Genomic DNA, 16,194 nt, shown 5'->3' on the forward strand with positions numbered 1-16,194 from the left:
TTAAACAGAGTTCGATGAACTTCGTTTATACCAGATTACTCTGCCAGTTCGGCTTTCAGCCTCGTGTGCGGGAACTATGATTCCTAAAAAAAACAATCATTCGCTCAAAACCTTTTTATTTATCAAATTTAGGATTGTATGCTTTTGTTTAATATCTTTCATTTGATTTTCATTTGATTACGACTATGAAAAAATTTTTCATCCTTTTCTTTTTGTTTGTGTCAATTTCTTATGCCCAGACTAAGGGATGTTCGGATAGACTTGCCGAGAATTTTGATCCAAAAGCAACAGAAAACAACGGAGGCTGTGTTTATGCTTCCACTAAAATCAGAGTAAAATTCACTAAACAATTAAGTGATTCCATTGCAGAAACTTCGGGCTTAATTGCTTCCGAAAATTTATTGTGGACACATAATGATGATCAAAGCACTACATTATATGGGATGGACACCAAAGGAAAAATTAGAAAAAAAATCAACCTTGAAGGTGTGAAAAATAATGAATGGGAGGATATTTCACAAGACAGCCTCTATTTTTACATAGGTGATTTTGGCAATAATACCGCTGGAAACCGGAAAGATTTACACATTTTGAGAATTGAAAAAAAATCTTTGTTAACAACTGCCCCTGCAATTGATACCATTGCTTTTTCGTATGAAAATCAAACAGATTTTGAACCCAAAACTGCAAACACCACTGATTTTGACTGTGAGGCATTTGTGGTTTTGGAGGACAATATTTACCTATTTACCAAGCAATGGACAGCTGAAAAAACGAATATTTACCGCCTGCCCAAAAGTCCAGGAAAACATGTTGCTAAACTCAAAGAACAACTGAATGTAGAAGGGCTTATAACTGGAGCAACCTCAAGACCTCAAAAAAACGGAATTGTTTTGTGTGGATATTCTAGTTTAATGCAACCTTTTGTGTACCTACTTTATGGCTATAAAAACAATAATTTTTTAAACGGAAACAAACGAAAAATTAAACTTTCCCTCCTATTTCATCAGACAGAAGCGATTACTACAGAAGACGGTTTTCTGTTTTATCTGACCAATGAAGCCACAAAAAAACTCTTTATCGATAATCTGCAGGAACTACATACGATTGATTTGAGCCCGTATTTGAAAGAATAAAAAAGACTAAATCACTGAATCATTAAGCCGTTTAATAGTTGAATTATTAGATGTTAATTCACGTTTCAAAATAAACTATTCGCTAATAGTGTTATAATAGCTTACTTTTGCCAAAAAATTAGCGTTGTGAATTACCTATCAGTAGAAAATAAATAGCCTGATTTGCAAAATCAACAAAACAGTTAAAAAACGCACTAACATACTTACCTACAGCATATTGAAATCATATTTTCTTATCAAATAGTATCATTACTTATCTTCTTATAACAGAAAATTAGAGACCTAATTAGAGACCTATATATAAATTTTGTATCTTTGATTATCATGAAATCAATCACTTATCGATACAAATTAAAGGCCAAAAGCAATATTTTGGAAAACAGAGCTAATCCTGAATTAGTCCTGGCAGAAATTAGTGGTTCTTTCAAAAATAAAGTTGATGGCAAAGTTCAATACAAAAAATTCCAATACTCACTTGAAGTAACCGTCTTACCTAAATATTTTGGAAAAATTAGAGAAAAAAGAGGTGTGTGGAGTTTTGTCTATGATCCAGAGATCGTTAAAAAAAGTGAGAAGTTCAATAAATTATTCCGAAACAAAATGTCCGATTTTGAATCGAATATAGAAATAACTGCTGCCCATTTTAGAAATCAAGAACCAACTGCCGAAGAAGTTAAAAACTATTTACATTTTATTAGTGGTCGACAAAATAGAAAACCTCAAGAAACCTTTGCAATATTACCTTTTCTTAAAAACCACATTGAACATCTTGAAAGTCTGATTGGAACTGGTCGTAAAGATGAAGTTAAACAAACTACAATAAACTCATTTAGAAATCTAATACCAATCATAAAACGCTACGAAGAAGCAAAAAGCATTTTGACTTTTGAAAACCTCAGCGAGAAACTTTATCGTGAATTTTGGGAAATATCTATTAAAATCAAAATTGGCGAAATTAAAATTGACAGTTACAAAAACAAAGACCAAAAGACATTTGCTCCAAATACTTTGAAAGCATACCAAACCTACCTTTTACAGCTTTGTAAAGCTGCTAAAAAGAAGGAGATCAAAATAGCATTAGACATAGCCGACCCTAATTTAATTAACTCTGCAAATAAAAATAAATCACCAAAGACTGAAGCATTTCTAAAAGAAATTGATATTCTTAAAATAATTGATTACGTCCCTACTTCAAAACATTTAAAAATAGCAAAAGAATACATTTTGATAGCCAGCCAAACAGGAATGAGACTTCAATCAATGCAAGAAGCAAATGGTCGTACGATTCAAATTTCTAATGAAAGTAAAAATGCTTTTTTTTTCATACATACTATTCAAGGAAAAACTGGCACAGAATGTTATACTCCATTATTTACTACTGCATTAAAGATTATCAAAGACAATGAAAGCATGTTTCCTGATTTCACAAACATAACTTTGGCAAATCTTAATATCAATATAAGGAATATTTTAAAAGCTATTAAAATTGACAATAGTAATTTATTTAGCACGCATAACTTAAGAAGTAGTTTTGTTAGTAATTTATCTTTATTAGGTCTATCCGAAACAGTAATAAGTTATGTTACCCATCCATCAAAAAAAAGCAATACTTCAAGTGTGCATATTTATGACAGAAGAGATATGCTAGATAAAGCCCAAATGTTTACTGATGAAGTAAATAGAATAAACAAAACTAAATTTTCAAAACTTTATAGATTTGATTAAAATAATGATTCTGAAACTTGACTTTTCTTTCCAAAAAAAATATTTCTAAATAACGTCTATCCAATCCCCACTAAATTTCAGCTAGGTTAATCAACTTTTTTCTGATTAACTTTAATGCACACTGAATAATGAACTTGAAAATATGTGGATATGGATTTCAGAAAAAAAAGGCTCTCAACTGAGGAAGCAAAAAAAATTGACATGACCAATTATTTGTTATCACTAGGACACCAACCAGTTGAAATCCGAAATGCGGATTATTGGTATCGTTCCCCTTTAAGAGAGGAACAAGAACCCTCTTTTAAAGTCAATCAAAAGTTGAATTTATGGTTTGACCACGGGCTAGGCAAAGGAGGTAATCTGATTGATTTTGGGATACTCTATCATCGATGCACCGTCAGAGAGCTTTTGCAAAAGCTCAACACTGATTTTTCTCTTCAACAGCCAACTCTTTTGCCTTCAAATAAAAATATCGAATTAGAAAATAAAATCAAAATACTGGGAGATATTCCACTTACTTCTCCTTCGCTTTTACGATACCTCGAAGAGAGAAAAATCCCTCTTGAAATTGCTAACGAATTCTGTCGTGAAGTCCGTTATGGACTAGGCAAAAAAACATATTTCGGAATCGGTTTTAAAAACAATTCTGGAGGCTATGAAATTCGAAATCTTTATTTCAAAACCAGCAGTTCACCAAAGGACATTACCACCATAAATAATGCTACTGAAGAAGTTTTAGTTTTTGAAGGTTTTATAGACTTTTTATCCTTTAAAGCGACAACCAAAAACCTTCCCGAAAAAGGTCAGGATTTTGTTGTTTTAAATTCCGTTTCATTCTTTGAAAGAGCACGCCCTTTTATGGAAACCCACAAGCAAATTCGGCTTTATCTTGACAGGGATACTACAGGAATTAATTGTACCCAGCGTGCACTTTCAATGAGTCCAAAATACCATGACGAAAGTACTCTTTACAAAAATCACAAAGATTTTAACGACTGGATTATGAATCCTAATAAAGCTCCAAAAAAACATTTGGGACGAAAAATGTAAAAATCACTACAACTTATTTTAAGATTTTCAATTACTGTTACCTTTTTGGCAGTCAGTTAAAAATTGAAAGTTTTGAAGACTTATAAAAAGCTAAAAAGTTACAACGTTCCTGTAACGGCCAGATGAACGGTTGTCGGACAACCGGATCTGGCCACCCTATACCTCGGAACTCGGCGGTGGAGACAATGAAAGGATAAAAGAGTTTGATAAACAATGAAAATGAAAGATGATGGAAAGAGAAAATTCAAACAGATCACGCAGAATCACACTGCGCCTAACACCCGAAGAATACGCAAAAATCGAGCACAAATACAAAACCAGCACATGCCGTAAGCTGAGCGATTATGTTCGCAAGCATCTATTTGACAAGCCCATTACTACAACTTACAGAAATCAATCCTTGGATGATTTTATGGAAGAAACAGTAGTACTTCGCAATGAGCTGAGTGCAATCGGAAACAATATCAATCAGCTTGTAAAAAAGATGCACACCCTGCAACAAATTCCTGAATTCAGGGAATGGATTATACGCTACGAATTAGAGAAAAGACTTCTTTTCAATAAGGTAAATGACATTCAAAATCACATGCAAAAAATCACGGACAAATGGTTACAATCATAAAAACAAGCCATTCAATCCGTAGTATTTTAAACTACAATGAGAACAAAGTGAAAGCTGGTGTTGCGGAGTGTATCGGTGCAGGTAATTATCCCGTTGAAGTTGACAAAATGAGTGATACTATGAAGTTAAATCGCTTTACCAAGCGACTGGAATTAAACGAAAATGCAAAACGGAGCAGCGTTCATATTTCACTGAATTTTGACCCCTCAGAAAATCATTCCAAAGAAAAACTAATGCGTATTACTGATACCTATATGGAGAAAATTGGCTTCGGAAAGCAACCCTATTTAGTATACCAACATCACGATGCAGGGCATCCACATGTGCATGTGATCTCTGTAAATATCGAAAGGGATGGCAAGCGGATTGACCTACACCATTTGGGAATACGTAAATCAGAACCCGCTAGAAAAGAAATCGAAGAACTCTTTGGACTGGTTAAAGCTGAGGGACGAAAAAAGAAAGAGGAATTTAATTTGAAACCAATATCAATGGGAAAAGTTCAGTATGGAAAAATTGAGTCAAAAAAAGCCATTACCAATGTTTTAAACCAGGTGCTCAATGAGTATAAATATTCGAGTCTTCCCGAACTTAATGCGGTGCTGAAACAATATAATGTCATGGCCGACCGTGGCAGTGAGAATTCAAAAATATTTTTGGCAAATGGATTGGTGTACCGAATACTAAACGAACAGGGCAAACCCATTGGCGTTCCAATTAAAGCCAGTGATTTTTATTTTAAACCCACTTTGAAGTTTTTAGAGGAAAAAGTTAAGGGAAACGAAATTAGAAAAGTATCCGAGAAAACACGAGTAAAAAATGCCATTGACAAGGTTCTGCTAAAAGATCGGGGGATATCCATAAACGAACTGGCAAAGTTATTGGAAAAGGAAGGTATTCATACTGTATTTAGAAGAAGTTCAGAAGGTCAACTTTACGGAATTACCTATGTTGACCATACGACAAAAAACGTTTTCAATGGGAGTAACTTGGGAAAGGAATATAGTGCCAAAGCCATCGAGGAACGTTGTGGATTAAAAAGTGCTAGTGAAGAAAAAAGGAATCTGATTTATAAAAACCTTCCTTCTAAAGAATCGTTGATTGATAATCTTCAACAAAAAAAAGGCACCCTTACTATTCCTGATTTGGTAAAAGCACTGGATATGCTTTTACAGGCTGAATATTCTCCTAATTATTTACCTAATCAAATTAAGAACAAATTAAGAAAGAAAAAAAGAAAGCTCTTTAATTAATTTTACGTTTTTCTATTATTCGGCAAATGGTCATAAACTAAATTTTCATAATTACTGCTATAAGTTTTTTCTATTCTTTCTAACCATTGTCAAGATATTTAAATAACAAACCTTTAGTTGGATAATTCTTCAACCATTGTTTGTTGTTTCTAAAACTCTCCACGTCACCCACTCCCACTTTTGACAACTTCTCATTAAAAACAGAAGAGTAAAAAAACTGATAATTATTTTTGCTGCAATAATTGATGCAGATCATATGCATGTCCAATTTTAATCCTCAAATATTCGATTACGTTTTCTCCGTATGAAAATCTGACTAAGACCATTATTTTCCGCAAAGCATCCTTATAGACTCCAAGACTGGGCTTAAAATGGCTTAAACACTTTAACTTCAGTGGTATTGGCTTGCCCATTATTAATCTTAATTTAAAATAAAAAATCTTTTCAATAAAAATTTCATTGAGGATTTAAAAACGCAATATCCTTTTTTAACTAAAAAATTAAATGCAAAATTTACTTCACGTTATTAGTATTTATAGTAACTCAATTAAAAACAAGAAAATGATTCCGAATAATTCATTACACTTTCTCAAGAACAGTTGCGGTAATGCTAACAGGTCCAATCAAACCCGATTCCAGAAGTGGTGCATCTTTTTTATAATGCTTCCATGTACTAAAAGTAATTCTTCCTCCTTCTGGTTTTACCCTACCCTCCTGATACCAAGAAGGCAATTTCTGAATGGATCCCATCCCTAAAACCCAAAATTTATTTTCTATATTACCATTGGCATATTCATTTTCCTCTGGCAATTGTTCATCACCGATTAGTCTGTTTGGCCAAAGATTGCTAACCCTTACCTCAATGATGTTATTTCCTGTTTTTATACAATCCGTTATATCTACTTTATAAGGAGGTTTCCAAATAATGCCTAAACTTTTACTATTTAAAAAGACTTCTGCAATCACTTCTACTTTTCCAAGATCTAAAAATAATCTACGATTATCAAGAGGTTGATAATGCTTTAATTCGAATGATTTTTTATAACTCGCCGTTCCTGAAAAATACTTGACTCCCTCTAAATCATTTGTATGTAAAGAACTTAAAACTGGCAAAATGATGCTGTTTGGAGCGCCTAATTTTGGCGGAAATGAAACGGTCCAATTAGTATTTAAATTCAGTAGTTCGCCTGCAGTATCCACCTTCAAAGATTTCTCGCTCCCATCAAAATGCGATATGGTATAATTACCATTTTGACTAATACCAATGTTATTGCCAACAGCAAACGATAAAACACTACTTGTCAGTTGTTTCAAATTTGGACCGAAATTTACTATATCTATAATTTTCGCTAAAGAAAATGGAGATTCAACAAGCACAGGTGGAACACTATCACCATTATAGAAGCTAACTTCATAATCTTCGATTACCTTTCCAATCCCATGATGTACTTTTTTACCCGATGCTGCACCTTCTCCAAGCAAAACGCCATTTAAATACAATTTAGGTAAACCATTCAAATATTCAACAGCAATATGGCTCCAACCACTCAATGGCGTTTTAACGGATAATACATCTATAACTTCCTCGGCTTCCCTTTCAAAAAGCACTATACCATTACGACCTGCTGTGAGCCCTACTGTTGCATGTCCTTTACCAAATAACTTTTCCCCCTGAAAAGGAAAAATGGCATAATAATCTGTTTTGGTTGTTCCAAAAAATTCATCTTTGGTCAAGAATGCATCAATCTCAGGTTTAACCCATAAACTAATACAGAAAGTATTAACTGCATCTTCAAATAACATCGGTTTTTCTAAAGGGAAATCTACTACTTCAGCCAATAATTTCTTCTCTGTATAGATGCTTTTTACTGATGGTTTCCCAGCTTTTTTTCTAAAAACTACAAAAACGGAACCTACAGGAGGTAAATCAATAAAAACCTTCATTCGATTCCCTTCAATTTGATAAAGAGCTGCATCAACAGTCATTCCGGTATCGGGATCCCAAAATTCAGGAAGCATCTCAGAGATTCTAAAAGTGCATACCAATTTCTCTTCTCTTCTTCTTTTATTGGCAATGAAATAATAATCAGTCTGTTCTATTTTTTTATGAATATAGTTGATTGGAGCATCAACTGAGGCTGAAGTAAAATGAAAATCAGGCTGTATACTTAATTCCTCAAGTACTTTTTCCAACGAAGTATTGGCATAGACTTTTCCTTTACCATAACTTTTTCCAATAATTTTTCCTGTTTGTGAATCACCCCAAATCTTGTTGGTTAATTCTCCAAACAAACCCTCTTGTTCCTTATTTTTCGGCAAACTGGGATCTCTTAAAGGTTTTCTTCCTAACAACACTAACCCGTCCTGCAGTAATTTTTCAATCTGTACCAAACGGGATAAAACCATATTCTCTTCATTGGACAATACCAAGACTTTATATTTCATTCCATGATCCAAAATCAACTCCGAATTTAACACCGAAGCTTTCATTAAAGTCTCTGGAGCTATAAAATCATAGTCATAACCATAAGGAATTTCATGACTTAGCTGGCCTCTCATTGTTCTTAAAGAATGACCCGATTCCTCAGATGCCAAATACGCTACATCGGCAACAAAAGTGCCTTGCTGTAATATTGACTGAATGCGAGTTTGATAACTAATCCATGCCCTTCCTGCAGACCACCACGTATTGGTGCGCTCAAAGTGTATACCCCAAGGTCCCATGGTCATTCCTGGTACAGCCGTTGGATGGGGCTGATGGGCATATCGATGAAAAATAACTCTGTTAAGTCCTAAAGTATACATCCAGTCCCCCAATGCTTTCATAGAGTATGGATGTTGTTGCCATTTTCCTGAACCTGGCTCTGCTGTAAAAGCCTCAGCTCCTACTATTTTTTGCCCATTAGTATGCGCAATGGAACTCGCCAACTTTATGGTTCTTCGCATGTCGCGATTATCCCATAATCCTGTTAGGCCAGTCCAAAACTCCCCCATATTATTACTTATTTTAGAACCAACCTGCATTTCCTCAAATTGTCCTCCATAAGGTTCTGTATAGGATTCAATACCATTATTTTGACAGAGCGTATTAAAATGATCATAATAATTCGCAGCCATCAAATCCGAACAGGTTCTTTTAAAATCCCATAAAAAGCGATTAGTATTGTCAGTACTGTCAACGATCCTTCCCGTCAAGGCTGGTAAAAAACCGATAATGGAATAATTCCTCATTTTTTGAAACTCCTCCACCATTTTAGAGGTCCAATTTTGCTCGCTCATTTCATAACTGTCAATGAGCAATCCCACCTTGGCATCTTTACCCATAGCCTTAAACTGTGGCAACAACTTTTCAAACATTTTATTAAAATGAAAATCTAAAGCTTCTTTTGAAAATTTATCACATTCCAAACCGGTTCCAGTAGTGGGTGCTGAATGATTGTATTGCTTGGTGGTGGTATGTCCTAATCGCACTATCCTCCAATTCCCTTTAGGTGCTTTCCACGTTAACAGTCCATTCGCATCGACAAACTCAGTGATATCCAGTACCGAATTTGATGCAATGTAATCTGTTGAGTTATCTGAAACCTTAGAATCTCCCTGCCAACCCGACCCTCTAAAAAGGGCTTTACGAAGCCAATTTTGAGATTGAGATGCGTCTCTTAGCTGGAGATTTGAATAATGACGAGTTTCTCCTGAGCAAATACGGATAAAAGCAACTGTGGCCTTTTCAAAATTAGCATAAGCCGGTGTGTCACCATCCGAATCAAAATTATTTTGTCCTCCCATGAAATCAGCAATTTTAAAAAATTGTTGACCATCAGATGAAATTTCTACTATGAAATCAGTTGGTTTTGAATACGGATCTGACAATCTTGAAGTAAACACCAACAAACCCGATAAGGATATAGATTCAAAAAATTCTAGCTCCAATAAACCATAACCATCATTACTTTGCTGTTTTACAGTGAGTCCATCGTTATGAGTTCCATCAATTAAATCTATGGACACTGGCTTACTGTTTACTTTGACAGTTTTTATCAAATCTTTTAAAGTTTTAGCCTCAGCTCCTTTCGCAGGAAAAGCAATAATTTTGCTATCTTGATAAAAATCCATTAAAGCTACTGGCTTTGGCAATTGTACCGAAACCTTCTTTCCTCCTTTAATGGCAGTCTCTGACCATACGAGTTGTTGCATTGATAACTCAGGTGTGATCCATGGACCTCCACTGGATGACCAACCCGGACAATTGTGCATCGCAAATTCTAATTCTAAACGTTGCGATTCCGAAATAGTATGTTTCATCAGCGCAAACCAAGGCTCACTCAAATATTCTACTGGCCCTTTTACAATTCCTGTACCAGCATCAAACAATTGAAAGCCTCCAAGTCCAATCTCTTTCATTGCTTCCAAATCTAAGGTAATACCTTCCTTAGAAATATTGCCGTTCATCCAATGCCACCAGGTGAAGGGCGCAAAACGACGGGAAGGATTTAAAAAACCATCATCAAGTAATGAACCAAATGCGGGATGGGTAAAAGAATGTATTATGGAACTTGGGGTTATTAATGTAAATAATCCTGCCAAACCTGTATTTTTCAAAAATGTACGTCTTTCCATATGTATTTTTATTTATCTATAATAATGGTCATATTGTTTATTCATAATGGCGTATGCCCTTGTAATATTATAGCTAAAGCATAGAACTTGTATCCTGTGCAGTCCTGTTTTAATTATCGAAAAAAAATAACTTTTTATCAAAACAATCCATTTTTGCTAAACAATCCGCAAACTGAAACAGTATACCACAGGATACTCCATAAAAAACTATACCCTATATTTGATTAAAAATATATCACTAACTAAAACTACTGAGTTATAGAATATGTGCTTAGTTAGTTTCTCGTTCTCATTAATATCTAAAAACCAAGAATATGATTCAATCATTGAAAAAAATTTTCCAATTAGCTCTTCTATTAATTTTCTCAACACCCCTTCTTGCACAAGACTTTTATTCTACACAAAAGAGAGAACAGTGGCTAAAGATTGCTGAAGAAAACCAACCAAAACTTATAGAAACGATCAAACATCCCGTTTCATTAACCAATATTATCGCTGATCCAATAGCTTTTCAAGGATATAAAGCAAACCCAAATGGAAAACCAGAAGTTTTGTATACCGCTTCTTTAAAAAAGCAATCCGGTACAGTACTAGATTTTGGAGAACATTTAACTGGATATTTCACCTTCTCTTTGCAAACATTAAAAAGTACAGCCGATGCACCTGTTCGTCTAAAATTTACCTTCGGTGAAGTGCCTTCTGAAGTAGCGGTTCCTTTTGATCCCTATAATGGCGGATTAAGCAGAGCATGGCTTCAAGATGAAATAGTTACCGTGACTGAATTTCCTGCGACTATTACCATCCCAAGAAGATTGGCTTTTAGATATGTAAAAGTGGAAGTATTAGGAAGTTCACCATATTTTGATTTCGCTCTTACTGATTGTTTTGTAAAAGCGACCACCTCAGTATCGACTACACCAAGTCCTCTTGCCTCCACAACATCTGAATTAATTGCAAAGGTTGATAAAATAGGATTAAATACTCTTAAAGAATGTATGCAGACTGTATATGAAGATGGTCCTAAACGCGATCGAAGGTTATGGATTGGTGATTTATTTCTTGAATCGCAAGCAAACATTTACTCCTTCAAACAGCACAGTCTGACAAAACGATGCCTTTATTTATTAGCAGGATTAGCGCAGGAAGATGGATTCTTATACTGTAATGTATTTGAAACTCCTAAACCACATGCTCAAGTAGGTTCACCATTTTTATTCGATTATTCATTATTATATAATGTCGCTCTGAAAGATTATTTAGTCGCAACAAATGATAAACAAACTGCAAATGATTTATGGCCGGTTGCCAAACGTCAAATGGACAACATTTCCAAGTATCTTGATGTTAACGGAGTTTTTAATGCGGCCCAAGCAGCAAAAGATGGCTGGTGGCTTTTTGTTGATTGGAATGAAAAATTAGACAGACAGGCAGCATTACAGGGTATAATGATTTACTCTATGAAAGAAACACTTAGTCTTGCAAAATTACTTGGTAAAGAAAAAGAAGTTAACCAGCTTCCAGGATTAATATCAAAAATGTCTAGCGGAGCAAAATCTCAATTGTTTGATAAAAAACTAGGTTTGTTTACAAGTGGCGCAAGTCGTCAAGTTTCTTACGCTTCTCAATCTTGGTTAATTTTAGCGGGAGTTGTTAAAGACAAAGAAGCGCAAAAGGTCATGAAAGCATTGCAGCAATATAAAGATGCAGTAAAACCAGGCGCGCCTTATATGTATCATTTCTACGTACAGGCATTAATTGATTGTGGACTTACACAGGATGCAAAATCAATAGTGGAGAATTATTGGGGTGGAATGGTTAAAAAAGGAGCTGATACATTCTGGGAAGTTTATGATCCAACAAATGAACAGCTTTCTCCTTATGGTTTTTACCCTATGAACAGTTATTGCCATGCATGGAGCTGTACCTCTGTTTATTTTATTCGAAAATATCCAAATATTTTTCAAAAGGAATAAAACAGCTTCGTTTAATGAAAAATGAGATAAAAAACATAATAGACAATTTGTTTGAGTTAGTAAGTTTTTTTAGATTATGATCACTAAATTAACAAAGTATAAGCGGTTAAACCATCTTGGTAAAGCCGCTTTTCTTCGTTTAAATAATTTATAATAATTCTTGATATTGTTTTTAGCCGGGCTTAAATAATTAAATTATAATTTTGCATTTATGCCTTTTTAGCAACCACAAATTCATTTATGCAGCACGACTTATGAAATCAATTGAAATTAGAATAAATGAAGATTCCCGTATTCCAAAATACAAGCAAATTGTAGACTCCATTATTGCTGATATAGCTAAAGGTAAGATAAAGATAGGCGTAAAAATCCCTTCTATAAATGAACTGAGCGAATCCTGTTATTTATCACGAGACACCGTTGAAAAAGCCTATAAAAATTTAAAGGAACGTAAAATCATCGAATCTGTTAAAGGAAAGGGATATTATACCACCAAAACGGATCTGATTTCAAAACTTAATATATTTTTCCTGGTTAACAAGCCAAGCACCTACAAAATGGAAATCTACAATTCATTTGTTGATGCCATAGGCATTAATGCACATGTGAATATGTATATATATCATTGCGATGAATATTTGTTTATAAATGCATTGGAAAGAAATCTCGGCGCTTATGATTATTATGTTATAATGCCGCACTTTAGAGACATCAACTCAAATCATGTCAGCTATACAGATGATGTGATCAAAATTGTTGAAAAGATTCCTAAAGATAAACTTATTATGTTGGATAATACCAAGCCTATAATCAAAGGCAAATATGGGACGATTTATCAAGATTTCAAAAAAGACATCTATAACGCACTGAAAGAAGGACTAGAAAAAATAAGAAAGTACGAAAAGATAATCTTAGTTTACCCTACCAAATCAGCAAATCCATATCCCCGTCGAATTCTGCATGGCTTCCAACAATTCTGTCAAGAATACGATTTTGATTTTGAAATATTAGAGGAAATATATGAAGATATGGAATTGACAAGCAAGGATGTTTACATAGCCATTCAGGAAAGAGATTTGGTTAACTTAGTACGTCAAGTGCGTTCCAATAATTTAATTTTAGGACAAGACATCGGAATTATATCTTACAACGAAACCCCTTTAAAAGAACTTCTTGGCATTACAGTCATCAGCACTGATTTTAAAGCTATGGGCGAATCAGCCGCATACATGGTTTTGAAGAATAAAAAAGAAAGTGTCAAAAATGTTTTTAAATATATCGAAAGAAATTCACTCTGATTTGACTAACGCTTTTCAGACATCAGCCATCACAGCACACTACAGGATGCAGGTTCTTTAAGAACTAAATAAGTTTGGATAATTATTTTTTGGATTGTAACTCTATAGATTTTTAACAACTATGGAACTACAATCCAAATGTTTTATTAATTAACCCAATAAAAAATACTGATTATGATTAAAGCTAAGATAAAGACAATGGTCATCTTTGCCACATTTTTACAACTGCAAGTAAATGCCCAAAAAACTCCCCAACTTGGTAAAGCCCCAATAGACGTTGTTATCAACGCAATGACTCCAGAAGAAAAAGCAAGTATGTTACTCGGGGCAGAAATGCACGGCCCAGTGCTAAATGGAGAACCAAGATTGCGCGTGCCTGGTGCTGCAGGAGGTACTTTTCCCATTAAAAGATTAGGCATACCTGCCTTAATTCTAGCTGATGGACCAGCCGGAATAAGAATTGAACCCAAAAGACCTAATGACACCAAAACCTATTATGCAACTGCTTTTCCAGTCGGTACTGCACTTGCATCCACGTGGAATACTGAACTTATAGAACAAGTTGGTAAAGCAATTGGTAATGAGGTAAAAGAATATGGAGCTGATGTATTACTCGCTCCTGCAATTAATATCCATCGTAATCCCTTAAATGGAAGAAATTTTGAATATTACTCTGAAGACCCTCTTATTGCAGGTGAAATTGCAGCAGCCTATATCAAAGGTGTTCAATCAAATGGTGTAGGAACCTCAATAAAGCATTTCGCGGCCAACAATCAAGAAACCAACAGACTTTCTATAAATGAGCACATCAGCCACAGAGCTATGCGCGAAATCTATCTTAAAGGGTTTGAAATAGCTATAAAAAAAGCGCAGCCATGGACTGTAATGTCTTCATACAATAAGGTAAATGGTACTTACACATCCGAACGTAAAGATCTTCTAACAGATATTCTTCGTGAAGAATGGGGATTTAAAGGTTTTGTAATGAGCGATTGGTTTGGTGGATATGAAAGTTTTGAAAGTCTCGGAAACAGCGCCAGTAATGTGGTAGCACAGGTTGAGGCTGGCAATGACTTAATGATGCCCGGAATGCAACTGCAACATGACAAACTTGTTAACGCCATTAAAAATGGGAAAATTTCAAATGAAGCGGTACACAATAGCATTAAAAGAATCTTAAAAACCGTGTTGCAATCACCTGTTTTCAAAAAACAAAAATATTCCAATAATCCAGACCTTAAGGCTAATGCCGCTATAACCAGACAAGCCGCAACAGAAGGGATGGTTTTATTGAAAAATGAAAACAATGTTTTACCTTATTCTATTCATACTGCACCAGCAGCTGTATTCGGAATTACTTCTTATAACTTCATTTCTGGAGGAACTGGTAGTGGTGATGTAAATGAGGCTTACTCTGTTTCTTTACTTGATGGTCTAAAAAATGCTGGTTATGCCATTGACCAGAATCTGGCAGATTTGTATATACCATTTGTGGCAAATGAATTTAAAAAAGAAAATGATCGTCGTGAAAAATCCGGTGGAATATTGGCTACTCCAAAAAAAATGCCTGAACTGGAACTTGAAACTTCTTTAATTAATACCAAGGCAGCTTCATCCGACATTGCAATTATTACAATTGGAAGAAATTCAGGCGAAAATGCAGACCGTCAAATAAGTGAAGATTTCTACTTAGCACAAGACGAAATATCGTTAATTAACAAAGTATCAAAAGCATTTCATGCTCAAGGTAAAAAAGTAATTGTGATATTAAATATTGGCGGTGCGATTGAAACTGCAAGTTGGAAAGACAAAGTTGACGGTATACTTGTAGCATGGCTTCCTGGACAGGAAGGCGGTAATTCAGTTGCCGATGTATTATCCGGCAAAGTGAATCCTTCTGGAAAACTGCCTATGACATTTGTAGTTGATTATAATAATCATCCATCTGCGGCTAATTGGTTAGGAACACCAGCAGCCAATCCTAAAGATGTTTCATACGAAGAAGGAATTTATGTAGGATACCGTTTTTTCAATACTTTCGGGGTTAAACCTTCATACGAATTTGGTTTTGGAAAATCTTACACAGATTTCAAATACTCAAATATTAGTTTAAGCAGCAAAACATTTGATAAAGAAATTACAGTGAGTATCGCAATCACAAATTCAGGGCAGAAAGCTGGTAAGGAAGCTATTCAACTTTATTTATCTGCACCAGCGTTGAAAACTGACAAGCCATATTCTGAGCTAAAAGGTTTTGCGAAGACCAAAATACTTAACCCTGGTGAATCTCAAACCATAACATTTATATTAAAAGTAAGTGACCTATCATCATTTGTTGAGAGTCAGTCTGCATGGATAGCCGAAAAAGGCATTTACAATATACAAATTGGTAGCTCTTCAACAGATATAAGAGAGTCTGCATCCTTTGAACTTCAGACTGAAACAATTGGAGAAAAGGTTCATGATTCATTTAAGTTAGATATAGATTTGAAAGAAACGCATTCAAACTAAAAAGAAAAA

At 34.7% G+C, this 16,194-nt stretch carries 9 protein-coding genes; 8 read left to right on the forward strand and 1 reads right to left on the reverse strand.

Translation table 11 applies throughout. The features are described 5' to 3' along the window. Positions 1-185: 185 nt before the first annotated feature. The 5 genes from J2W95_RS14345 (at position 186) to J2W95_RS14365 (ending at position 5,786) form a co-directional block, all read left to right on the forward strand. On the forward strand, positions 186-1,136 hold the full coding sequence (locus tag J2W95_RS14345) for a T9SS C-terminal target domain-containing protein (RefSeq protein WP_310008204.1): 951 nt from the start codon (positions 186-188) through the stop codon (positions 1,134-1,136). 324 nt (positions 1,137-1,460) lie between these two features. Next, complete coding sequence (locus J2W95_RS14350) at positions 1,461-2,861, forward strand: hypothetical protein (protein ID WP_310008206.1); 1,401 nt, start codon at positions 1,461-1,463, stop codon at positions 2,859-2,861. Between the two features lie 150 nt (positions 2,862-3,011). After that, positions 3,012-3,911, forward strand: coding sequence for a toprim domain-containing protein (locus J2W95_RS14355; protein WP_310008208.1), 900 nt, complete (start codon positions 3,012-3,014; stop codon positions 3,909-3,911). A 229-nt stretch (positions 3,912-4,140) separates the two neighbouring features. After that, positions 4,141-4,533: a plasmid mobilization protein gene (locus J2W95_RS14360; protein WP_310008210.1), complete on the forward strand. Its 393-nt coding sequence runs from the start codon at positions 4,141-4,143 to the stop codon at positions 4,531-4,533. Then, a complete protein-coding gene (locus J2W95_RS14365) occupies positions 4,518-5,786 on the forward strand; it encodes a relaxase/mobilization nuclease domain-containing protein (RefSeq protein ID WP_310008212.1) in 1,269 nt (422 codons plus the stop codon). Before J2W95_RS14360 ends, J2W95_RS14365 begins: the two co-directional genes overlap by 16 nt. Before the next feature lie 579 nt (positions 5,787-6,365). Here the strand turns inward: J2W95_RS14365 and J2W95_RS14370 are convergent. Further along, complete coding sequence (locus J2W95_RS14370; RefSeq protein WP_310008213.1) at positions 6,366-10,403, reverse strand: glycosyl hydrolase; 4,038 nt, start codon at positions 10,401-10,403, stop codon at positions 6,366-6,368. Positions 10,404-10,717: 314 nt separating this feature from the next. Between J2W95_RS14370 and J2W95_RS14375 the strand changes: the two genes are divergently transcribed. From J2W95_RS14375 to J2W95_RS14385, 3 genes are all read left to right on the forward strand, one after another. After that, complete coding sequence (locus J2W95_RS14375) at positions 10,718-12,376, forward strand: alpha-L-rhamnosidase-related protein (RefSeq protein WP_310008215.1); 1,659 nt, start codon at positions 10,718-10,720, stop codon at positions 12,374-12,376. A gap of 254 nt (positions 12,377-12,630) precedes the next feature. After that, the gene (locus tag J2W95_RS14380; RefSeq protein ID WP_310008217.1) at positions 12,631-13,674 is read left to right on the forward strand and encodes a GntR family transcriptional regulator; all 1,044 of its coding nucleotides are present in this window, start codon (positions 12,631-12,633) and stop codon (positions 13,672-13,674) included. A gap of 174 nt (positions 13,675-13,848) precedes the next feature. After that, the gene (locus tag J2W95_RS14385) at positions 13,849-16,185 is read left to right on the forward strand and encodes a glycoside hydrolase family 3 N-terminal domain-containing protein (protein WP_310008219.1); all 2,337 of its coding nucleotides are present in this window, start codon (positions 13,849-13,851) and stop codon (positions 16,183-16,185) included. Positions 16,186-16,194: the final 9 nt, after the last annotated feature.

Origin of the sequence: Flavobacterium granuli, from assembly GCF_031456055.1 — a bacterium.
Classification (GTDB): domain Bacteria; phylum Bacteroidota; class Bacteroidia; order Flavobacteriales; family Flavobacteriaceae; genus Flavobacterium; species Flavobacterium granuli_A.